Annotated in this window: 20 protein-coding genes and 1 pseudogene; 16 read left to right on the top strand and 5 right to left on the bottom strand. The window is 67.6% G+C overall.

All coding sequences use genetic code 11. The annotated features are described in order from the left end of the window. From ftsW to lpxC, 8 genes and pseudogenes are all read left to right on the top strand, one after another. On the top strand, positions 1-1,326 hold the full coding sequence (ftsW, locus tag VG566_RS10620) for a putative lipid II flippase FtsW (RefSeq protein WP_053495603.1): 1,326 nt from the start codon (positions 1-3) through the stop codon (positions 1,324-1,326). Then, positions 1,323-2,411 (top strand): undecaprenyldiphospho-muramoylpentapeptide beta-N-acetylglucosaminyltransferase, encoded by a 1,089-nt coding sequence (murG, locus tag VG566_RS10615; RefSeq protein ID WP_049406067.1) that lies wholly within the window; start codon positions 1,323-1,325, stop codon positions 2,409-2,411. The genes ftsW and murG overlap by 4 nt, the downstream gene beginning before the upstream one ends. 40 nt (positions 2,412-2,451) lie before the next feature. Continuing rightward, on the top strand, positions 2,452-3,888 hold the full coding sequence (gene murC / locus VG566_RS10610; protein ID WP_197561952.1) for a UDP-N-acetylmuramate--L-alanine ligase: 1,437 nt from the start codon (positions 2,452-2,454) through the stop codon (positions 3,886-3,888). Continuing rightward, positions 3,885-4,847, top strand: coding sequence for a D-alanine--D-alanine ligase (locus VG566_RS10605; RefSeq protein WP_014645943.1), 963 nt, complete (start codon positions 3,885-3,887; stop codon positions 4,845-4,847). The genes murC and VG566_RS10605 overlap by 4 nt, the downstream gene beginning before the upstream one ends. Next, positions 4,844-5,521 (top strand): annotated as a pseudogene (locus tag VG566_RS10600) (cell division protein FtsQ/DivIB); the annotation flags it as partial. The gene VG566_RS10605 and the pseudogene VG566_RS10600, both read left to right, overlap by 4 nt. 68 nt (positions 5,522-5,589) lie before the next feature. Next, positions 5,590-6,825 (top strand): cell division protein FtsA, encoded by a 1,236-nt coding sequence (ftsA, locus tag VG566_RS10595; RefSeq protein WP_005408083.1) that lies wholly within the window; start codon positions 5,590-5,592, stop codon positions 6,823-6,825. 170 nt (positions 6,826-6,995) lie between these two features. Continuing rightward, entirely contained in the window at positions 6,996-8,231 is a 1,236-nt protein-coding gene (ftsZ, locus tag VG566_RS10590) for a cell division protein FtsZ (protein WP_005415297.1), read from the top strand. A 205-nt stretch (positions 8,232-8,436) separates the two neighbouring features. Further along, complete coding sequence (gene lpxC / locus VG566_RS10585) at positions 8,437-9,348, top strand: UDP-3-O-acyl-N-acetylglucosamine deacetylase (RefSeq protein WP_032956680.1); 912 nt, start codon at positions 8,437-8,439, stop codon at positions 9,346-9,348. 281 nt (positions 9,349-9,629) lie between these two features. Here lpxC and VG566_RS10580 read toward each other — a convergent pair whose 3' ends face one another. Further along, positions 9,630-10,079, bottom strand: coding sequence for a DUF721 domain-containing protein (locus VG566_RS10580; protein WP_032956682.1), 450 nt, complete (start codon positions 10,077-10,079; stop codon positions 9,630-9,632). Between the two features lie 12 nt (positions 10,080-10,091). On the opposite strand from VG566_RS10580, the gene VG566_RS10575 reads away from it, so the two are divergent. The 3 genes from VG566_RS10575 to VG566_RS10565 all read left to right on the top strand — a co-directional run bounded on the left by VG566_RS10575 (position 10,092) and on the right by VG566_RS10565 (position 15,124). Next, entirely contained in the window at positions 10,092-11,048 is a 957-nt protein-coding gene (locus tag VG566_RS10575; RefSeq protein WP_014645946.1) for a M23 family metallopeptidase, read from the top strand. Positions 11,049-11,335: 287 nt separating this feature from the next. After that, complete coding sequence (gene secA / locus VG566_RS10570; protein ID WP_014645947.1) at positions 11,336-14,068, top strand: preprotein translocase subunit SecA; 2,733 nt, start codon at positions 11,336-11,338, stop codon at positions 14,066-14,068. 102 nt (positions 14,069-14,170) lie between these two features. Beyond that, the gene (locus tag VG566_RS10565) at positions 14,171-15,124 is read left to right on the top strand and encodes a Nudix family hydrolase (protein ID WP_049406070.1); all 954 of its coding nucleotides are present in this window, start codon (positions 14,171-14,173) and stop codon (positions 15,122-15,124) included. A gap of 103 nt (positions 15,125-15,227) precedes the next feature. Here the strand turns inward: VG566_RS10565 and VG566_RS10560 are convergent, their stop codons facing one another. Both VG566_RS10560 and metF read right to left on the bottom strand, forming a co-directional pair. Further along, the gene (locus VG566_RS10560; RefSeq protein WP_241884700.1) at positions 15,228-15,812 is read right to left on the bottom strand and encodes a DUF4124 domain-containing protein; all 585 of its coding nucleotides are present in this window, start codon (positions 15,810-15,812) and stop codon (positions 15,228-15,230) included. 40 nt (positions 15,813-15,852) lie between these two features. Continuing rightward, positions 15,853-16,680: a methylenetetrahydrofolate reductase [NAD(P)H] gene (gene metF, locus VG566_RS10555; RefSeq protein ID WP_032956691.1), complete on the bottom strand. Its 828-nt coding sequence runs from the start codon at positions 16,678-16,680 to the stop codon at positions 15,853-15,855. 203 nt (positions 16,681-16,883) lie between these two features. Between metF and VG566_RS10550 the strand changes: the two genes are divergently transcribed. The 5 genes from VG566_RS10550 to VG566_RS10530 all read left to right on the top strand — a co-directional run bounded on the left by VG566_RS10550 (position 16,884) and on the right by VG566_RS10530 (position 20,996). Beyond that, positions 16,884-17,810, top strand: coding sequence for an alpha/beta fold hydrolase (locus VG566_RS10550; RefSeq protein WP_100449344.1), 927 nt, complete (start codon positions 16,884-16,886; stop codon positions 17,808-17,810). A gap of 36 nt (positions 17,811-17,846) precedes the next feature. Further along, positions 17,847-18,896, top strand: a complete 1,050-nt coding sequence (locus tag VG566_RS10545) for a sensor histidine kinase (protein WP_049440189.1) — start codon at positions 17,847-17,849, stop codon at positions 18,894-18,896. Beyond that, complete coding sequence (locus tag VG566_RS10540; protein WP_014645953.1) at positions 18,893-19,624, top strand: LytR/AlgR family response regulator transcription factor; 732 nt, start codon at positions 18,893-18,895, stop codon at positions 19,622-19,624. Before VG566_RS10545 ends, VG566_RS10540 begins: the two co-directional genes overlap by 4 nt. Positions 19,625-19,674: 50 nt before the next feature. Next, positions 19,675-20,259 (top strand): DUF3228 family protein, encoded by a 585-nt coding sequence (locus tag VG566_RS10535; RefSeq protein WP_014645954.1) that lies wholly within the window; start codon positions 19,675-19,677, stop codon positions 20,257-20,259. Positions 20,260-20,360: 101 nt separating this feature from the next. Further along, positions 20,361-20,996 carry an energy transducer TonB gene (locus VG566_RS10530; RefSeq protein WP_241884699.1) on the top strand — a complete coding sequence of 212 codons (636 nt, stop codon included), beginning with the start codon at positions 20,361-20,363 and terminating at the stop codon, positions 20,994-20,996. A gap of 70 nt (positions 20,997-21,066) precedes the next feature. On the opposite strand, the gene VG566_RS10525 is transcribed toward VG566_RS10530, so the two are convergent. Further along, positions 21,067-21,552 (bottom strand): hypothetical protein, encoded by a 486-nt coding sequence (locus tag VG566_RS10525; protein WP_241884698.1) that lies wholly within the window; start codon positions 21,550-21,552, stop codon positions 21,067-21,069. Further along, entirely contained in the window at positions 21,552-22,025 is a 474-nt protein-coding gene (gene ybaK / locus VG566_RS10520; RefSeq protein WP_014645957.1) for a Cys-tRNA(Pro) deacylase, read from the bottom strand. The genes VG566_RS10525 and ybaK overlap by 1 nt, the downstream gene beginning before the upstream one ends. Positions 22,026-22,036 lie beyond the last annotated feature (11 nt).

The following is a 22,036-nucleotide window of genomic DNA, read 5'->3' as shown; positions in this document are numbered from 1 at the left end:
ATGAACGACCTGTCCCGCCAGGCAACACGCCTTGAAGCCATCGAAGGCAGCTACGACAAGTGGCTGCTGGGCGCGATCATCGCGCTCACCGGTGTCGGCGTGGTGATGGTGGCCTCCAGCTCGATCGCGCTGATGAGCAGCCCGTTCTATTACCTCAACCGCCACCTGATCTTCCTGGCGGTGGGTATCGTGCTGGCGGTCATTGCCGCCCGCACCGAGCTGAAGTCGATCGAGCAGTACAACCAGATGCTGCTGCTGGGCTGCTTCGTACTGCTGCTGGCGGTGTTCGCACCGGGACTGGGCAGCACGGTCAACGGTGCGCGCCGCTGGATCAACCTGGGCATTTCCAAGTTCCAGACGGTCGAAGCGGTGAAAGTGCTCTACATCGTCTGGCTGTCGAGCTACCTGGTGCGTTTCCGCGACGAGGTCAATGCGACCTGGCCGGCAATGCTCAAGCCGCTGGGCGTGGCCGGTGCGCTGGTGGTGCTGCTGCTGCTGCAGCCGGACTTCGGTTCCTCGACCCTGCTGCTGGCGATCACCGCCGGCATGCTGGTGCTGGGCGGGGTGAACATGCCGCGCATGTCGATGCCGGTGATCATCGGCCTGGTCGGCATGAGCGCGCTGGCGATCATCGAGCCGTACCGCATGCGCCGCATCACCTCCTTCCTGGACCCGTGGGCCGACCAGCAGGGCGACGGCTACCAGCTGTCCAACGCGCTGATGGCGGTGGGCCGTGGTGAATGGACCGGCGTCGGCCTGGGCAACTCCGTGCAGAAGCTGTACTACCTGCCCGAAGCGCACACCGACTTCATCTTCTCGGTCACCGCCGAGGAATTCGGTTTCCTGGGTACCTGCGTGATCGTGGCGCTGTATGCGCTGCTGGTCGGCCGCACCTTCTGGCTGGGCATGCGCTGCGTGGAAATGAAGCGCCACTTCTCCGGCTACATCGCCTTCGGCATCGGCCTGTGGATCAGCATGCAGACCTTCGTCTCGATCGGCGTGAACCTGGGCATCCTGCCGACCAAGGGCCTGACCCTGCCGCTGATCTCCTCCGGCGGTTCGTCGGTGCTGATGACCTGCGTGGCGATGGGCCTGCTGCTGCGCGTGTCGTATGAACTCAAGCGCGCCGAGCGCCGCCAGGCCGTGCGCATCGGTGGCGCCGAAGACGCCGCGGCCGAACCGATGGACAAGCCCGCCGCAGCGGTGGACGCCAGCGTGCCGACGCGTGCCGAGCCGGTCGCACCCGCGTCCGCTGCAGCGAGCGCCGCACGTGGCACCAGCCGCCTGCAGTCGCGCATCGAACCGACCTTCGGGAGGCTGTCATGAGTGCAGCCACCGAGAGTGGGCGCCCGGTGATGATCCTGGCCGGAGGCACCGGCGGTCACATCTTCCCCGGCCTGGCCGTGGCCCGCGTGCTGCGCCAGCGCGGCGTGCCGGTGACATGGATGGGCGCCGACGGTGCGATGGAAACCCGCCTGGTGCCGCAGCACGACATCGCCATCGATACGCTGGCCATCACTGGCCTGCGCGGCAAGGGCAAGCTGGCCCTGCTGGCGGCGCCGTGGCGGCTGATGCGCGCGCTGCGCGCGGCCGGGCTCATCATCCGCCAGCGCCAGCCGCGCGCGGTGGTCGCCTTCGGTGGCTTTGCCTCCGGCCCCGGTGGCATGGCCACGCGCCTGCATGGCCTGCCGCTGATCGTGCATGAGCAGAACCGTGCGCCGGGCCTGACCAACCGCATCCTGTCGCGTTATGCGCGTCGCCTGCTGACCGGTTTCCCGGGCACCTTCGCCAAGGGCGAGGAGTTCGTCGGTAACCCGGTGCGCGCGGAAATCGCTGCCATCGCGCCGCCGGAACAGCGCTTCGCCGACCGGCAGGGCCCGCTGCGGGTGCTGGTGGTGGGCGGCAGCCAGGGCGCGCGTGCCCTCAATACCGGCGTGCCGCAGGCGATTGCCGCGCTGGGCGCCGGCCTGCCGGTGCAGGTGCGCCACCAGAGCGGCGAGAAGATGCATGCCGAAGCGGTGGAGGCTTACGCCAAGGCCGGTGTGCAGGCGGAAATCACGCCGTTCATCGCCGACATGGCCGAAGCCTTTGCCTGGGCTGACCTGGTTGTCTGCCGCGCCGGCGCGTCCACGCTGGCCGAGCTGTGCGCGGTCGGTGTCGGCAGCGTGCTGGTGCCATTCCCCGCTGCCGTCGACGATCACCAGACCCGCAACGCGGAGTACCTGGTCGAGCGCGGCGCGGCGGTGTTGCTGAAGCAGGACGGAACGCTGGCTGACGGCATTGCCGCACTGCTGCGCGATCTGTCCGAAAATCCCGCCCGCCGCATGCAGATGGCGCAAGCCGCGCGTGCCCTGGCCAAGGTCGATGCCGCCGAGCGCATCGCCGATATCATTCTCGAGGAAGCTGTATGAAGAAGGCATGCCACCGCGCCTGCCCTGCGCGAGGCCGCGCATGATCCGCCGCCTGCACGACACCAACGACCTGGTGCGCGCGTTCCCGCGCGTGCATTTCGTCGGCATCGGCGGCACCGGCATGAGCGGTATCGCCGAAGTGATGCTGACGCTGGGCTATGAAGTGTCCGGCTCGGACAACGCCGACAACGTGGCGACCCGCCGCCTGGCCAGCCTGGGGGCGCGCATCATGCGCGGCCACTCCGCGGCCAACGTGCTGGGCACCGACTGCGTGGTGGTCTCCAGTGCCATCCGCGAAGACAACCCGGAACTGATGGAAGCACGCAGCCAGCGCATTCCGATCATGCCGCGTGCGGCGATGCTGGCCGAGCTGATGCGCTTCCGCCGCGGCATCGCCGTGGCCGGTACCCATGGCAAGACCACCACCACCAGCCTGACCGCTGCGGTGCTGAGCGAAGGTGGCCTGGACCCGACGTTCGTGATCGGTGGCCAGCTGCTGGCCGCCGGTGCCAACGCCAAGCTGGGTGGCGGGCAGTGGCTGGTGGCCGAGGCCGATGAAAGCGATGGCAGCTTCCTGCGCCTGAACCCGCTGATGTCGATCATCACGAACATCGATGCCGACCACCTGGAAAACTACGGCAACGATTTCGCCCGCGTGCAGGCGGCGTTTGCCGAGTTCCTGCAGCGCCTGCCGTTCTACGGCCTGGCGGTACTGTGCATCGATGATCCGGAAGTCGCCGCGCTGGCCGCCAGGACCCCGCGCCACGTGATGAGCTACGGCATGAGCCCGCAGGCCGACGTGCGCGCCGAGAACGTGGTGCAGGAAGGGGCGCGCATGCGCTTCACCCTGCGCCTGCCGCAGGGCACCAGCCAGGAAGTGGTGCTGGCGCTGCCGGGCAGGCACAACGTGCTCAACGCGCTGGCCGCCGCTGCGGTGGGCTGGCAGCTGGGCGTGGCCCCGGACGCGATCGCACGCGCGCTGGAGGGCTTCGCCGGTGTCGGCCGTCGCTTCAACGATCTGGGCGAGGTGACCACCGCCAGTGGCGCCAAGGTCCGCATCATCGACGACTATGGCCATCACCCGAGCGAGCTGGAGGCAGTGTTCGCCGCCGCTCGTGGTGGCTGGGCCGACAAGCGCCTGGTGGTGGCCTTCCAGCCGCACCGCTACAGCCGTACCCGCGACCAGTTCGACAAGTTCGCCGCCGTGCTGTCGAGCGTTGATGCGCTGGTGCTGAGCGAGGTCTACCCGGCCGGTGAAGAACCGATTGCCGGCGCCGACTCGCACGCGCTGGCCCGTGCCATCCGCGCGCGTGGCCGCAGTGAGCCGGTGGTGGTGGGCAAGGCCGCCGAGCTGGCCAGCGTGCTGCCGGACGTGCTGCAGGACGGTGACCTGCTGCTGATGATGGGCGCCGGCGACATCGGTGCCGTGGCCACCCATATCGCGGTGGAAGGTTTCAAGGGGGAGGGCCAGGCGTGAGCACGCTGACCTTCCCGCCGCTGCGCGTGACCGACCCGGCCGAGTTCGGCCGCGTCGCCGTGCTGCTGGGCGGCAGTTCCAGCGAACGCGAGGTGTCGCTGGATTCGGGCCGCAACGTGCTCGAAGCCCTGCAGTCGCGTGGCGTCGATGCGTTCGCGGTGGACGGCATTCCGGCGCTCGCCAGCGCGCTCGCCGCCGGTGGCATCGATCGCGTCTTCAACATCCTGCACGGCCACAACGGTGGCGGCGAGGACGGCATCGTGCAGGGCCTGATGGACGCCTTCGGCGTGCCGTACACCGGCTCGAACGTGCTGGGTTCGGCGCTGAGCATGGACAAGATCCGCACCAAGCAGGTGTGGCTGTCGCTGGGCCTGCCGACCCCGCAGTACCGCAAGGTCACTGCCGAGGACGTGCACGCCAATGCCGCCGAACTCGGCCTGCCGGTGGTGGTGAAGCCGGCCAACGAAGGCTCCAGCGTGGGCATCAGCCGGGTCACCGATGACGCCGGGCTGGATGAAGCGGTGGCCCTGGCCGCGCGCTACGACGGCCAGCTGCTGATGGAGCAGATGGTGGTCGGCGACGAATTGACCGTGGCCATCCTTGGCGACGTCGCACTGCCGTCGATCCGCATCGTGCCCAAGGGCCAGTGGTACGACTACAACGCCAAGTACATCGCCGAGGACACCCAGTACCTGTGCCCGGGCCTGGACGGTGGCGACGAAGAGGACATCCGGCGCATCGCGCTGGCCGCGTTCCGTGCCGCCGGGTGCCGTGGCTGGGGCCGCGTGGACGTGATGCGCGATCGCGACAGCGGCCGTTTCTTCCTGCTGGAAGTGAACACCGCGCCGGGCATGACCAGCCATTCGCTGGTGCCCAAGGCGGCCCGCCAGGCCGGCATCGGTTTCGAGGAACTGGTGTGGCGCGTGCTGGAACAGACCCTGGAGGCCTCGCACGCATGAACGCGGTGCTGCGCATCTTCGTCTGGCTGTTGGCGCTGTCGGTGGTTGCACTGCCGGTGGTGGCCGTGGTCAATGGCTGGGTCGGCGCCGAGCGCTGGCCACTGGCGAAGCTGCGCGTGCATGGTGAGTTCAAGCGGGTGCCGGCCGAACAGCTGCAGCAGGTGCTGCTGCCGTATGCGCGCGCCGGTTTCTTCGCGGTCAAGCTGCAGGACGCGCAGGACGCCCTGGAGAAGCTGCCGTGGGTGGAAAGCGCGCAGGTCCGCAAGCAGTGGCCGGACGTGCTGGAAGTGACCCTGGTCGAGCACAAGCCGTTCGCCCGCTGGGGTACCGACCGCCTGGTGTCCGAGCAGGGCAAGCTGTTCCCCACGCCGAAGAAGCTGTCCGACCTGGCGCTGCCGGAGCTGGATGGCCCGGACAGCCAGACCGCGGAAGTGATGAAGCTGTACAGCGACTCGCGTGCATTGTTCGCACCGGCCGGCGTCGATGTGCGCCGGGTGACGATGGACGCACGCGGCAGCTGGTCGCTGGTGCTGAGCAACGGCACCGAAGTGGTGGTCGGCCGCGACGACGCGCGCTCGCGCATGCAGCGCTTCGTCAAGGTACTGCCGCAGCTCAACCGTCAGGACGCGCCGATCGAGCGCGCCGACCTCCGTTACACCAATGGTTTCACGCTGAGCTGGGGTACCCCGGCCACGCCGGCGAAAACGCCGGCGACCCCGGCCAGAAGCACGCAGGAAAGGACATGAATCGCAAGGGTGACAAATCGCTGATCGTTGGCCTGGACATCGGCACCTCCAAGGTGGTGGCGCTGGTGGGCGAGTATTCGCCGGGCAACCCGATCGAAGTGATCGGCATCGGCTCGCACGAATCGCGCGGGCTGAAGCGCGGCGTGGTGGTGGACATCGAATCGACCGTGCAGTCGATCCAGCGCGCGGTGGAAGAAGCCGAGCTGATGGCCGGCTGCGAGATCCGTTCGGTGTACGCCTCGATTTCCGGCAACCACGTGCAGTGCAAGAACTCGCCGGGCATCGTGCCGATCCGCGACGGTGAAGTGACCTGGGGCGACCTGGATCGCGTGCTCGACGCGGCCAAGGCGGTGGCGATCCCGGCCGACCAGAAGATCCTCCACGCGATCCCGCGCGAGTACGTGCTGGACGATTCGCAGGAAGGCATCCGCAACCCGGTCGGCATGACCGGCGTGCGCCTGGAAGTGCATGCGCACCTGGTGGTGTGCGCGCAGTCGGCGGCGGCCAACATCAGCAAGTGCGTGCAGCGCTGCGGCCTGCAGGTGGACGACCTGGTGCTGTCCTCGCTGGCCTCCAGCGTGGCAGTGCTGACCGCCGACGAGCGCGAGCTGGGCGTGGTGCTGGTCGACATGGGCGCCGGCACCACCGACATCGCGGTGTTCGTGCAGGGTGCGATCTGCCACACCGCCTCGCTGCCGATCGCCGGCGACCACGTGACCAACGACATCGCGCACATGCTGCGCACGCCGACCCCGGAAGCCGAGCAGATCAAGGTGCGCTATGCCTGCGCCCTGGCCCAGCTGGCCACGGCCGAGGAGAGCATCCAGGTGCCGTCGGTGGGCGACCGCCCGCCGCGCCGCATGCCGCGCCATTCGCTGGCGCAGGCCGTGCAGGGCCGCTACGAGGAAATCTTCGAGATGGTGCAGGCCGAACTGCGCCGCTCCGGCTTCGAGGAGCTGGTGCGCGCCGGCATGGTGCTGACCGGTGGCGCGTCGAAGATGGAAGGCGTGGTCGAACTGGCCGAGGAAATGCTGCAGATGCCGGTGCGCGTGGGCATCCCGCAGCACGTCACCGGCCTGGGCGAAGTGGTCGGCAACCCGGTGCACGCCACCGGCGTGGGCCTGCTGCTGATGGGAAGCCAGATCGAGCACCCGCGGCGGCCGTCGCTGCCCACCGGGCGCGCCGGAAGCATGTTCAAGAAACTCAAGACCTGGTTCCGCGGCGAGTTCTGACGCGGAACCCGAAAACCCGGGCCTCGCCCGGGCGCAACACCCGCAGTACCCGCATCACAACGCAGTACCGGCTACACACAACCCACACAGCCGCAACGTCGGCATGCAGCAGGACGGCAGGACGCCCGAATGCCCATGCCAGCGAAAGCGGATACAACGAGGACACGGACATGGCGCATTTTGAACTGATCGAAAAGATGGCACCCAATGCGGTGATCAAGGTGGTTGGCGTGGGCGGCGGCGGCGGCAATGCCGTGGCGCACATGGTCAACTCGGCAGTGGATGGCGTGGAATTCATCACTGCCAACACCGACTCGCAGGCCATCAAGAATTGTGGTGCCAAGCTGCAGCTGCAGCTGGGTACCAACGTGACCAAGGGCCTGGGCGCAGGCGCGAACCCGGAAGTCGGCCGCCAGGCCGCGCTGGAAGACCGTGAGCGCATCATGGACGCGCTGCAGGGCGCCGACATGGTGTTCATCACCGCCGGCATGGGCGGCGGCACCGGTACCGGCGCTGCGCCGGTGGTGGCACAGCTGGCCAAGGAAATGGGCATCCTGACCGTGGCCGTGGTCACCAAGCCGTTCCCGTTCGAAGGCCGTCGCCGCATGCAGGTGGCGCTGAAGGGCATCGAGGAACTGAGCCAGCACTGCGACTCGCTGATCACCATCCCGAACGAGAAGCTGATCACCGTGCTGGGTCGCAACGCGACCATGATCCAGGCCTTCCGCGCTGCCAACGACGTGCTGCAGGGCGCCGTGCAGGGCATCGCCGACCTGATCGTGCGTCCGGGCCTGATCAACGTCGACTTCGCCGACGTGCGCACCGTCATGTCTGAAATGGGCCTGGCGATGATGGGTACCGGCACCGCCCGTGGCGATGACCGCGCCCAGGCCGCTGCCGAATCGGCGATCCAGAACCCGCTGCTGGACGATGTGAACCTGGCTGGTGCCAACGGCATCCTGGTCAACATCACCGCCGGCGCCGATTTCACCATGGCCGAGTTCGACGAGATCGGCCGCACCATCGATGGCTTCGCTTCCGAAGATGCCACCGTGGTGGTCGGCACCGTGCTCGATCCGGACATGCAGGACGAAGTGCGCGTGACCGTGGTGGCCACCGGCCTGAACCGCGTCTCGGCCAGCAAGACCCAGCGTCCGGGCGAGCGTGCGCCGATCAAGCTGGTCCGCAACGCCACCACCGGCCAGCCGGAGTTCGGCGAGTTCGACAACGGCGGCGATGCCGTCTCCAAGGCGGTGGGTGGCATGGGCCTGGGCCTGCGTCGCGCCAGCAGCGATACCGCAGCGGCCTCCGCCCCTTCGGCCCCGGCCGCTTCGGCCCCGGCGGCGGCGGAACTGCCGAACGATTACCTGGACATCCCGGCGTTCCTGCGCCGCCAGGCGGACTAAGCGGGGCGGCCCGGGGTTGTCCTCCCCGGGTTGCGCCACCATGTCCTGAAAACGCGGGCGCCGGGCCAGGATGGGCCCGGCCGCCCTGCTTCACGCGCTTTCCAGCGGCGTGCCGGTGGATCCTGCCGGTGGCTGCAACTGGCGTTTCAGCCGGGGTAGGGGAGTGCGCGTGTTAATCTAATGTGTCACTTCCGGTCCATCCCCCATGATCCAGCAACGCACCCTCAAGAACACGATCCGCGCCACCGGCGTTGGCCTGCACAGTGGTGACAAGGTCTACATGACCCTGCGCCCGGCACCGGTCAACCATGGCATCGTGTTCCGCCGCGTGGACCTGGACCCGGTGGTGGAGGTGCCGGCCAAGGCCGAACTGGTCACCGAAGTGACCCTGTGCACCGGCCTGACCTGCAACGACGCAAAGATCCAGACCGTCGAACACCTGATGTCGGCGCTGGCCGGCCTGGGTGTCGACAACATCATCGTCGAACTGTCCTCGGCCGAGCTGCCGATCATGGACGGTTCGGCCGGCCCGTTCGTGTTCCTGCTGCAGTCGGCGGGCATCGTCGAACAGGATGCGCCCAAGCGCTTCATCCGCGTGCTCAAGACCGTGGAGGTGACCGAGGGCGACAAGGTGGCCCGCTTCACCCCGTACGAGGGCTACAAGCTGGGCTTCACCATCCAGTTCGACCACCCGATGATCCCGGCCAAGCAGTCGCGGCAGGAAATCGAGTTCTCGACGCTGGCCTACACCAAGGAAATCTCCCGCGCGCGCACCTTCGGTTTCATGCGCGACCTGGAATACATGCGCGAGCGCAACCTGGGCCTGGGCGGTTCGATGGACAACGCCATCGTGCTGGACGAGTTCCGCGTGCTCAACGAAGACGGCCTGCGCTACGCCGACGAATTCGTGCGCCACAAGATCCTTGACGCCATTGGCGACCTCTACCTGGCCGGTGGCCAGGTGCTGGGCGCCTACGAGGGCTTCAAGTCCGGCCACGCGCTCAACAACAAGCTGGTGCGGGCCCTGATGGCCGACGCCAGCGCCTGGGAATGGGTCAGCTTCGACTCGCCGACCAGCCCGGATCCGGTGGAATATGCCACCCCGGCCTACGCCTGATTCCATAGATCGTTGAATTTCAAGATAAAAACGCCGCCTTCCAGGGCGGCGTCGTTGTTTCCGGCGCTGGCGACGCATTCAGCGTGCTTGAAAGGCGTCAAGGCCGGTTCAAGGTCACGGTTTTGTGAACCTGTTGGATCGGAAGCCTGAATTTAACGACATTTTAACTTCAATCTAACGACAGGCCCCCGGTTGGCCGCTAGGATGCGACCCGGCCCCCGAAATGTTTCACGCCGTGGTGACACGCGCGACGGGGAGCGGAGCCGGATGCTCCGTTGCCATCAGGACCGCTTCTTCGGCTTCGAGGGAACGTCCTGCAGGCAAGCCAAGGCGTCGCGTAGCCCTTTGTGCGTGGCGGCTGAAACTGCGTGGGGGCCATTCCGGTTGTCGATCGCTGGGGAGCGTGAGGGAGTGGTGGACGCAGTCTTGATGGTCACCCTGGTGGCCTTCAGCCCGATGGAACGGGCCGCGTCGAGCAACTGGGCTTCGGCAAGCCGCAACTTGGCATGCCAGACCGGGGACTCGACGAGAAAAACGAGGTGTTCCCCGTCCACATTGGCCAGCCGGCAGCGGCTGCGCAGAGGTGGCGGCAACTGGGGGCGCAACTGCCGGTCCAGCGCGTCGAGCCACAAGGCCCGACGCAGCGGGTTCCCGCTTTTGTCCGCCATTACCGCATCCAGCGCCGGTTTCGGCACTGACGCGGGGCGAACGCTGGATTTCGGCTCAGACATGAAAACTCACTGATGGCATTCAAAAAGATCGTAATCAAAACGCGTGAAGGACAGGCCAAGGCGTCGCCGATCACGCGTTTGCGGTTCTATTTCGAGGACCGCCCCCGCGCCCTGCTGGGCAGCGTGCTCGGGGTAGGCTGCATTATCGGCCTTGCCGGCGGCATTGGCGCCAGTGCGCTGAATGATTCGCGCCTGCAGGCCAAGGTCGAGCGCCAGGATGCGGAGCTGGCCAAGGTCAAGCGCGATGCGCAGACCCAGGTCAACGCGCTGGCCGCCCGCCTCGGCGAGCTGCAGGCGCAGGCCACCCGCCTGAACGCCCTCGGCGAACGGCTGACCCAGATGGGCAAGCTGGAAGATGGCGAATTCGACTTCAACGAGACCCCCGGCCTCGGTGATGGCGACGCCGGCGGCCCGACCAGCGACATCCCGGTCAAGGACGTCAACGCCGACTTACAGGTGCTGGAGCAGCGCTTTGCTGCTTCAGGCCGCCAGTTGTCGGTGATGGAATCGCTGATGTTCGACCACCAGCTGCAGCAGAACGCCGTGCCGTCGCGCATGCCGATCCGCAACAGCTACGTGACCTCCGGCTTCGGCACCCGTGCCGACCCGTTCGGCCGCGGCGCCGCCACCCACAAGGGCATGGACTTCCACGCCAAGGTCGGTGACCCGGTGATGGCCGTGGCCGAAGGCGTGGTCAGCTTCGCTGGTGTGAAGGGCGGCTATGGCAACGTCGTCGATGTCGACCACGGTAACGGCTATGTCACCCGCTACGCGCACAATTCGCGCCTGGTGGTGAAGGCCGGTGACCTGGTCCGCGCCGGCCAGGAAGTGGCCAAGGCCGGTTCCACCGGCCGTTCGACCGGTGCCCACGTGCACTTCGAGGTGTGGGAGAACGGCAACGTGGTCAACCCGCGCAAGTTCCTCGGCGACGGCGGCAACACGCCGGTCGGCCGCGTCAGCCGCGGCTGATGCCCGGGTCGGATTCCTTCCGCGCCGCGGAAGGGCTCTGACCCGATTCGGTTGAGGGCTGGGGTCAGAGCCCTTTCGCCATGGCGAAAGGGGTCCGACCCCGCATCCGTGTTTCTTTGCCGAATCCGGGGCGATTGCGACCGGATTGGCGCTTGAAACCTCAGCCGCCCGTCCCAAGCTACAATGGGTGTTGCCATCGACAGGGCGCCAGGCGCCCTGTTTCGTTTGCGGCGGACGGATCCCAAGGGGGAGGCCGGGCGTCGTGTCCATCCAACCCGGTTCCTTCAATGATCAACAGCCTGCTTACCCGCGTATTTGGCAGTCGTAACGAACGACAGCTGCGCCAGCTCAACCGCATCGTCGCCAAGATCAATGCGCTGGAGCCGGAGATCGAGAAGCTTTCCGACGAGCAGCTTCAGGCCAAGACGCCGGAGTTCAAGCAGCGCATCGCCGGCGGTGAAGCCCTGGACAAGGTGCTGCCGGAAGCGTTCGCGGTCTGCCGCGAAGCCGGCCGCCGCGTGCTGGGCATGCGCCACTACGACGTGCAGCTGATCGGCGGCATGGTGCTTCACCTGGGCAAGATCGCAGAAATGCGCACCGGTGAAGGCAAGACCCTGGTGGCGACCCTGCCGGTGTACCTCAACGCGCTGGAAGGCAAGGGCGTGCACGTGGTCACCGTGAACGACTACCTGGCTCGCCGCGACGCCGCGCAGATGGGCAAGCTGTACAACTGGCTGGGCCTGAGCGTGGGCGTGGTGTACCCGGGCATGCCGCACAGCGACAAGCGCGAAGCCTACGCGGCCGACATCACCTACGGCACCAACAACGAATTCGGCTTCGACTACCTGCGCGACAACATGGCGCTGTCCAAGGCCGACCGTTACCAGCGCGGCCTGCACTACGCCATCGTCGACGAAGTCGACTCCATCCTGATCGACGAAGCGCGTACCCCGCTGATCATCTCCGGTCCGGCCGATGATTCCCCGGAGCTGTACATCCGCGTCAACCGCGTCGTGCCGCACCTGGTCAAGCAGGAAGCGGAAGACGGCGAGGGCGATTTCTGGGTCGACGAGAAGGGCAAGCAGGTGCACCTGTCCGAAGCGGGCATGGAGCACGCCGAGCAGCTGCTGGTTGAAGCCGGCATCCTCGACGGCGAGACCGAAGGCCTGTACGCGGCGCAGAACCTGACCGTGGTCCACCACCTCAACGCCGCCCTGCGCGCGCACGCGATCTACCAGCGTGACGTGGACTACATCGTGCGCGACGGCGAAGTGGTCATCGTCGATGAATTCACCGGCCGCACCCTGGCCGGCCGCCGCTGGTCCGATGGCCTGCACCAGGCGGTGGAAGCGAAGGAAGGCGTGCCGGTCCAGCGCGAAAACCAGACGCTGGCCAGCATCACCTTCCAGAACCTGTTCCGCATGTACAAGAAGCTGTCCGGCATGACCGGTACGGCCGATACCGAAGCATTCGAGTTCCAGAGCATCTACGGCCTGGAAGTGGTGGTGATCCCGACCAACCGCCCGACCATCCGCAAGGACAGTCCGGACCAGGTGTTCCTCAACCGCAAGGGCAAGTTCAATGCGGTGCTGGCCGACATCGAAGAGTGCGCCAAGCGCGGCCAGCCGGTGCTGGTGGGTACCACCTCGATCGAAACCTCGGAAATGCTGTCCGAGCACCTGAGCAAGGCCGGCGTGAAGCACGAAGTGCTCAACGCCAAGCAGCATGACCGCGAAGCGACCATCGTCGCCAACGCTGGCCGACCGGGGGCGGTGACCATCGCCACCAACATGGCCGGCCGTGGTACCGACATCGTGCTGGGCGGTTCGCTGGAAGCCGAGATCCACGCCCTGGGCGAGGACGCGACCGACGAGCAGAAGGCAGCGGTCAAGGCCGAATGGCAGAAGCGCCACGAGGCAGTGAAGGCGGCGGGCGGCCTGCACATCGTCGGCACCGAGCGCCACGAATCGCGTCGTATCGACAACCAGCTGCGCGGCCGTTCGGGCCGCCAGGGTGACCCGGGTTCGTCCCGCTTCTACCTGTCGCTGGAAGACAACCTGATGCGCATCTTCGCCTCCGACTGGGTGCAGAAGGCCATGCGCATGATGGGCATGAAGGAAGACGACGTCATCGAGGACCGCCTGGTCAGCCGGCAGATCGAAAAGGCGCAGCGCAAGGTCGAGGCCCACAACTTCGACATCCGCAAGAACCTGCTGGACTTCGACGACGTCAACAACGACCAGCGCAAGGTGATCTACGCCCAGCGCGACGAGCTGCTGGATGCCGAGTCGGTGAAGGCGAATGTCGATGGCATCCGCGACGACGTGATCTTCGACATCGTGGCGCGCTTCGTGCCGCCGAACTCGATCGACGAGCAGTGGGACCTGCGCGGCCTGGAAGCGACCCTGGAGTCGGACTTCGGCCTGCAGATGTCGCTGACCGACCTGGTCAAGGAACACGAAGAGCTGGACGCCGAGGCCATCGCCACCAAGGTCCAGGAGCGCGTCAACCAGCACTTCGCCGAGAAGGAAGCCGGCCTGGGCGAAGAAACCATGCGCGCGCTGGAGAAGCACGTGATGCTGACCGTGCTGGACCAGAGCTGGAAGGAGCACCTGGCGCGCATGGATTACCTGCGCCAGGGCATCTACCTGCGTGGTTACGCGCAGAAGCAGCCGAAGCAGGAATACAAGAAGGAAGCCTTCGAGCTGTTCTCGGACATGCTGGAGAACGTCAAGCGCGAAGTGGTGACCCTGCTGGCCCGCGTGCGCATCCGCAGCGACGAGGAAGTGCAGGCGCTGGAAGCGGCCGAGCGCCAGCAGGCGCAGGCGCGCCTGAGCCAGTCGCAGTTCCAGCACCAGGATGCCGGCGGTTACAGCGCCGACGAGGAAGCCGCGCAGGTCGAAGCCGCCCAGCAGGGCGTGGCCACGCTGCAGCGCGACGAGCCGAAGATCGGCCGCAATGATCCGTGCCCGTGCGGCAGTGGCAAGAAGTACAAGCACTGCCACGGCCAGCTGAGCTGACCCCGGAAGGCCCCGCGCAAGCGGGGCCTTCTGCTTTGGCGCGGGCGATCCGGCGCGGATTCGTGATTGCGCTGGCCGCCCTGTTCTGGGCATGCTGGCCCCATGGTTTCTCCCACCCGATCGATCCATGTCGTGGCCGCCGTCATCACCGACGCCCGTGGCCGCGTGCTGCTCAACCGCCGTACCGAGAACCGCGACATGGCTGGCCTGTGGGAGTTCCCCGGCGGCAAGCGCGAATCCGGCGAGACCTCCGAACAGGCGCTGGTGCGTGAACTGCGCGAAGAGCTGGGCATCGAGGCCGATGTCGGGCCCTGGCTGATGGATGTGCCGCAGCGCTATCCGGACAAGCACCTGACCCTGGAAGTGCGCCACGTGCGCAGCTGGAAGGGCACACCGCGCGGGCGCGAGGGCCAGGCGATCACCTGGGTGGCGCAGGACAAGCTGGGCCGCTATTCCATGCCGCCGGCCGACCTGCCGGTGGTGGCCGCACTGCGCCAACCGGATCGCTACCTCATCACGCCGGCGCCGGCCGAAGATGCCGGCGGCGTGCAGCACTGGCATGAACGGCTGCAGCAGGCAGTGGCGGCGGGCCAGCAGCGCATCCAGCTGCGCCTGCCGCCGGAGCATCCGCAACGGCAGGCGATGATCGAACAGGCCGTGCGCGCGCATCGTCGCGGCGTGCAGTGGCTGCTCAACCGCGATGTCGCGTTGGCCCGCACACTGGGCGTGGGCGTGCACCTGGGCAGCGAGCAGTTGCTGGCCCTGCAGGAGCGGCCCTTGCCGGAAGGACAGCTGGTCGCCGCGTCCTGCCACGACCTGGAGCAGCTGCAGGCGGCGCAGCAGCTGGGCTGCGACTTCGCGGTGCTCGGCCCGGTGCAGGCCACGGCCAGCCATCCCGGGGCGGTGCCGCTGGGCTGGGAGGCCTTCGCTGCGCTGCGCGCGCAGGTATCGCTGCCGATCTACGCGTTGGGCGGCATGGCCGCCGGCCATATCGCCGAAGCGCGTCGGCATGGCGGGCAGGGCATCGCTGCGATTCGTGGGCTGTGGCCGGCGTGAGCCGGCATGCAGGGTCAGATCCCTGCGCAGCAGGGCTCTGACCCCATCGCGGCAATCCGGGGTCGGAGCCCTTTCCGCTGGGAAGGGATCCGACCCCTCCCGATCACAACGTGATCCAGAAGCATCCGTATTGCCGCCGCAATCCCAGCACCGTGGACGCTCGCGACGCGCTGCCGGGCAGCGTCTGCTCCAGGCGCAGGCCGACCGGATGCCGTGGCGCTGGCGGCTCAGGGTCGGATTCCTGCGCCGCAGGGCTCTGACCCTCTTCCTGCGAGGACGCCAGCCCCTGTGGCGGATACACCGGCACCACGTCCACCAGTGGCCGCCGTGCCAAGGATTCCAACTGGCCGAGGATGCGCTGCGCGCCGGCATCGGAGACCGCACCCCACAGGTACAGCGAGGACAGCCGGTTCACATCGTTGCTGACGATGCCGGTGCGCAGTGCCTCCACCAGCTCGCTAAGGCGTCGTGGGCAGCGCGCACCCAGGGTGTCGCGTGGCAGGGTGCTGCCGGTGGGCGCGGGCGGTGGCAATCGCGACCGGGCGCCAACGCTGTCGCAGGGCCGGTCGGTATACACGCTCTGGCCCTGCGCATCAGTGCAGCGGTTCAGGCGCGTGGACTGTGCGTGGGCGACGCTCGACAGCACGCATAGCGGCAGCAGCAACAGCAGGAAGGAAAACCGGTTCATCGGCGCAGGGTAGCGCCGATCGCGGTGGCATGGCGTGCTTTCAGCCGTGCAGCAGCTTCAACACCGACGTGGTCGGCTTGGCCAGGTTCAAGGTGTAGAAGTGCAGGCCCGGCGCGCCGCCCTCGATCAGGCGCTGGCACAGTTTGGCCACCACTTCGGTACCGAACGCCCGCACCGATTCGGCGTCATCGCCATAGGCCTGCATCTTGCGGCTGATCCAGCGCGGGATCTCCGCACCGCATTGCTCGGAGAAGCGGCGCAGCTGGCTGAAGTTGGCGATCGGCATGATGCCGGGCGTGATCGGCACCTGCACGCCGAGCCGGCGCACGGCATCGACGAAGTGGAAGTACGCATCCGGGTTGTAGAAATACTGGGTGATCGCCGCGTCGGCGCCGGCATCGATCTTGGCCTTGAAGTGCTTCAGGTCGGCCAGTGCATCGGAGGCCTGTGGATGGGTCTCCGGATAGGCACCGACTTCGATGCGGAAGGCGGTGCCGTGTTCGGCGCGGATGAAGTCGATCAGCTCGGCGGCGTAGCGCATGTCACCGGGGAAGCCCATGCCGGAGGGCAGGTCGCCACGCAGCGCGACCAGGCGATGGCAGCCGATGGCGCGGTACAGCTTGAGCAGTTCGCGGATTTCCTGGCGGGTGCCGCCGACACAGGACAGGTGCGGTGCAGCCTCGAAGCCGTGGTGCTGGTTGAGGTGGCGCACGGTCTCGGAGGTATAGCTCAGGGTCGAGCCACCGGCGCCGAAGGTACAGGACACGTACTCGGGGCCGTAGTCCTTCAGCCTGGCCGCGGCGCGGTCCAGCTGGCTGCGCTGTTCGTCGGTCTTGGGCGGATAGAACTCGAAGCTGATGGCGGTCATGGCACGGGCGGCAGCGGCGGGTGCGGGTCAGTATATCGCTTCATCAAGATGGATGTTAGTTGGCTGCATGGACTGGCACCGTCCGCCGCCGGCGACCGTTTGCCCGGGTCTGCGGCCGTTGCTCCGGAATCGCAACCTGGCTGCCGTAGCCGGGCGCACGCTGCTCCCATCCCGGCACCCCCCACCTGATGAAGGAGCACACGATGAAGATCTTCCTGGCACTCTGGTACGCGATGAAGGCCCTGGCCCGGCTGGCGATGATCGGCATGGCGATGGCCGTGCTCGGCTCCGGTTCCGCGCATGCCGCCACCGGCTCGACCGCTGGCAAGGTACAGGTCGAGGTGGTCGGCATGGGGCGACCGCTGCTGATGATCCCCGGCCTCAACAGCAGCGCCGAGGCCTGGCGCGAGACCTGCCTGGCCCTGAAGGACGTGCAGTGCCACCTGGTGCAGTTGCCGGGCTTTGCTGGCGCGGCAGCGGCCGACCCGCGCCCGGCCGGCTTCCTGCCGGCGATGCGCGGGCAGCTGCTGGCCTACCTGCATGACCAGCACCTGGGGCCGGTGGTGGTGGTCGGCCACAGCCTCGGTGGCGTGCTGGGCCTGCAGATGGCGCAGGCCGAGCCGAAGGCGATCAGCGCACTGGTGGTGGTCGATGCCCTGCCGTTCCTGCCGGCGGCGCGCGACCCGAGTGCCACCGCTGACAGCGTGCGGCCGATGGCCGACCGTCTGCGCAGCGGCATGCTGGCCGCCGATGCCGTGCAATGGCAGGCGCAGTTGAAGGCGGGCCTGCCGGGCATGACCCGCGATCCGCAGCGCCAGGCCGAGCTGGGCCGCTGGGGCGAAGCCAGCGACCGCCGGACCACGGCCGATGCGATGCATGCGGTGATGACCACCGACCTGCGCGACAGCATCGCTTCGATCACCGCGCCGACGCTGGTGCTCGGCAGCTGGGCCGGCTACCAGCCGTTGGGCGGCACCGAGGACGGCACGCGTGCGGTGTTCCAGGCCCAGTACGCGAAACTGCAGGGCGTGCAGATCGCGATGAGCGCGCAGGGTTTCCACTTCCTGATGTGGGATGATCCGCGCTGGTTGCAGGAACAGGTGCAGCGTTTCCTCGCCGCGCATCCCTGACCCTTGTCCGCCCTCCTGCCACCGCCGAGAGCCCGCATGGACGCCACCACGCCTTCCCGCCGTTTCTGGACGCTCAATGCACTGGCATGGGCCGGCTATGCGCTGTACGGGCTGTGGGTCGGCATGCGGATCGGTGGCGGCATCGTGTTCAGTGGCATCGTGCTGATCACCGTCAGCGTCGCGGTCTCACTCTGGCTGTGCAGCGGCGCATTGCGTTCGGTTGCACTGCGCCAGCGCTGGTGGGAGGGCAGCCTGGGCAGCCTGGTGCTGAAACTGGCTGCCGGCGTGGTGCTCGGGGCCAGCGTCGCACAGGCGGTAACGGCGGCGCTGCTGCTGCCGGCGCTGGCGCTGGGTTGGGTGCAGCTGCCTGGCGGCCATGCGGATTACCAGTGGTCTTCGGTGCTGCTGTATTGGATGAACACCGCGTTGTTCCTGCTGGTGTGGACCGGTTTGTGGGCGGGCCTGCACGGCCTGCGGCGGGCACGCCACAGCGAGCTGGCACGCCTGCGCGCCGAAGCCGAACGCAGTGCGCTGGAACGTGACGCACTGCGTGCGCGGCTCAATCCGCATTTCATGTTCAATGCGCTGAACAACCTGCGTGCGCTGATCCTGGAAGACCCGGAACGGGCCCGTGACATGGTCACCCGCCTGTCGCGCACGCTGCGCCAGGCGCTCGCCCACAACCGCAGCGAGCAGGTCACGCTGGCCGAGGAACTGGCGGTGGTCGATGATTACCTGGCCATCGAGGCGGTCCATTTCGAACAGCGCCTGCAGGTGCGGCAGCAGATTGATGCCGATGCCACGCAGGCGCAGCTGCCGGCGATGGCGTTGCAGTTGCTGGTGGAGAACGCGATCAAGCACGGTATCGCCAGCCGACCCGGCGGCGGCGAGGTGCAGATCCGCGCCACGCTGGACAATGACGTGCTGCGGTTGCAGGTGGACAATCCACTTCCAACCGGCAGCGAACCCACCCATGGCCATGGCGTCGGCCTGGCCTACCTGCGTGCGCAGCTGGGCATGCGTGGCCGATTCGTGCTGCAACCGGCCGGTGACCGCATGCAGGCCCTGCTGGAGATTCCGCAATGACTGGCATGCTGCGCGTGTTGATCGTCGATGACGCACGGCTGGCCCGGCAGGAGCTGCGCACGCTGCTGTCGGCGCTGCCGTGGGTGCAGTGCGTGGGCGAGGCCGACGACGTGCCCGCCGCACGCGAGGCGATCACCACGCTGGCACCGGACCTGGTGCTGCTGGATGTGCAGATGCCCTCCGGCAGTGGTTTCGACGTGCTGGACGGCCTGGACACGGTGCCGGCCGTGGTCTTCGTCACCGCCTACGACACCTATGCGGTGCGTGCGTTCCAGGCCAACGCGCTGGACTACCTGGTGAAGCCGGTGGAGGCGCCGCGGCTGCTGGAAGCGCTCGAGCGGGCGCGGCAGTGCGAGGCGGTTGCGGCCGACGTGCCGGAATCGCGCGGCACGCTGGGCGCGCACGACCAGGTGTTCGTGCGCGAGGGTGAACGCTGCTGGTTCGTGGCAGTCTCCGAGATCCGTCGGCTGGTGGTGGATGGCAACTACACGCGGCTGTGGTTCCGCGACCAGAACGCACTGCTGACCCGCAGCCTGAGCGCGCTGGAAGCACGTCTGCCGCCGGATCTTTTCTTCCGCGCCAACCGCAACACACTGGTCAACCTGCGCCGTATCCGTGGGGTGTCGCCCAGCATCGGCGACGGCTATGACCTGACGCTGGATGATGGCAGCGAGGTGGAGGTATCGCGGCGGCAGGCACGCGAGCTGCGCGAGCGGATGGCGTTGTAGGTGCTGCCAGCGGTTACCCTGTGCAGCGGATTCCCAGATCACGCCGCGCCATGTCCATCGTCCTCACCGATTTCGCCCGTCCCCGCCTGTTCCCGCGCGTGCCACGCGGCAATACCATCCAGGACTGCACTGCCGAGCAGTTCGAGGCACACCTCAATGCGCACGCGCCGCTGAAGGTGCTCGACGGCTACGCCCCGTTCTGCAAGTTGTTCGTCTACGAGAACTGGACCAGCACGCGCTGCCTGACGGTGCCGGTCACCGAGGCCAACCGCCACCAGCTGCGCAGCGGCTACGAAGCGCGCAACCGCGAGGAACTGCCGGTACTGGTGCGCTGGTTCGAGGGCGTGGAGTCGCCGCGCGCGAACTACCTGGTGGTGATCCTGTACAACGCCGAGCAGCTGGCCAGGGAAGGCTCACCGATCGAAGCCGACTGGGGCATCGTCGGCTGCATCTACACCGCCGAACCGGAAGAAGTGCCGATGGCGCCGATCACCATGATGCGCAATGCGCTGGGCGTGGAGGAGGGCGGTTCCGGCGTGCCATTGGACAAGGAGGCCTACCGGCGCTCGGTGGAGTTCTGGGAGAACAACGCCAACTGGCGGCCGGGGTCGGATCCCCGCATCGCAGGGCTCTGACCCGATCATTCGAGCCCCCGGTCGAAGCCTTTTCCTGAGGAGGGGATCCGACCCCAGGCGCGCGCTATGATCGGGCCAGGCAAACCCAAGGAGGGCAGGGCATGGCGGTCTGGGCAAGGATGATCCTGATGTTGCTGGCGGGCACGCTGCCCGCCACCCCGGTACTGGCCGCGAAGCCCTCTGCCGGGATGGCCTGCGAACCCATGGCACGCCTTCCCGGGCTGCGCGATGCGGGCGTGACCGCGCTGTCGATGCAGCCGCAGGACGGCCGCTGCGTGATTGAAGTGGCGGCGGCCAATGGCAACGCGCTGCGTCGGCAGCAACGAATGCTGGAGGCGCTGGTGCAGCATGCCTGTGCCGCGCCGGCGCACGTGACCGTGAATGAGGTGCAGGTATCCCTGCAGCTGCGCCTGCCGACGTCCTGCGCGGCACGCAGCAAACGGGATCTGTTCGCGGGTGAAGGTATTCCCTGGCTGCCTCCACACGGCGTGTCGCCGCGCTATCCGGTGGAGGCCATGCGGCAGGGGCTGTCCGGCCGCAGCATGCTGAAGGCGTTGGTCGATGCGCGGGGGCGCGTTGCGGCCGTGATCGTGGAGACCTCCAGCGGTCATGCGTTGCTGGATGACGCTGCAGCGGAGGAGCTGCAGGGCTGGCGTTTCAGCCGCGCCGATGCGAAGGGTACGGTGCCGGCGTTGACCCTCGTGCGCATGCCGATGCGGTATGAATTCGTGGAGTGAGCGTCATCCACGCATGGCATGGATCTGGACGTACCGCAGCGGAGCCACGCCGTGCGTGGCTGCATCACTGTCAGAGGCGCTTCCACTCCCACCACGGGTAGTGGTATTCACGCTCGGTGGCGCTCCACGGCTGCGTGCAGGACGTGCACGTCACCCGGTAGCACTCACCCCAGCCATCCTCGGCCTCGCCTCGTCCGAGCAGCAGCACGTGGCCCTGTTCCAGCAGCGGTGCAGGGTTGAAGAACACATAAGAAGGGTAGAGTGCGCACAGGCACCCCTCACGCGCCCGCCAGTAGCGCAGCCGTTGCAGGGCCGCCTTCAGGTGCGCCTGGTTGCTGATCAGCATGCCGCCAAGGGCGATGCCCTCGCAGTTGCGTTCGATCGTATCCACATGTGCGACCAACGCGTCCAACGACGCGGTGCTGAACAGCCGTGCCACCGTGCGTGCGGCATCGGTGATGCGCGTGGCATCGCGCGACAGCAGGTCCTGCAGCAGCACGTCGGCCTGTGCATCTTCGAGCCGGGGTACCGGCGCTGCAGACCACGGCCAGCGCATCAGCGTGACTTGCCGATGGCAGCGTAGTGGCCGGCGGTGAGGCGCAGAAGGTCGGCCGGTGCCAGTTCTACCTCGAGGCCGCGGCGCCCGGCGCTGACATGCAGCGCGGGCAGCGCTTCGGCACTGGCGTCCAGGAACGTGCGCAGGCGTTTCTTCTGCCCCAGCGGGCTGATGCCACCGACCAGGTAGCCGGTCGCGCGCTGTGCGGCATCGGCGGCGGCCATCTCGCACTTCTTGCAGCCGGCGGCTTCGGCCAGCGCCTTCAGGTCGAGCTGGCCGGCGACCGGCACGATCGCCACCAGCAGTTCGTGTGCTTCAGTGCTGGCCAGCAGGGTCTTGAACACCTGGGCCGGGTCGAGGCCGAGCTTGTCGACGGCTTCGCCGCCATACGATTCGGCGTGGGCGTCGTGCACGTAGCTGCGCACGGTGTGGGCGATCTTCTCGCGCTTGAGCAGGTTGATGGCCGGGGTCATGGGCGCATCCT

The sequence above is a fragment of the Stenotrophomonas sp. CASM114 genome (assembly GCF_049384325.1).
Taxonomy (GTDB): Bacteria; Pseudomonadota; Gammaproteobacteria; order Xanthomonadales; family Xanthomonadaceae; genus Stenotrophomonas; species Stenotrophomonas muris.
This window is presented reverse-complemented; position numbering and strand designations above follow the sequence as displayed.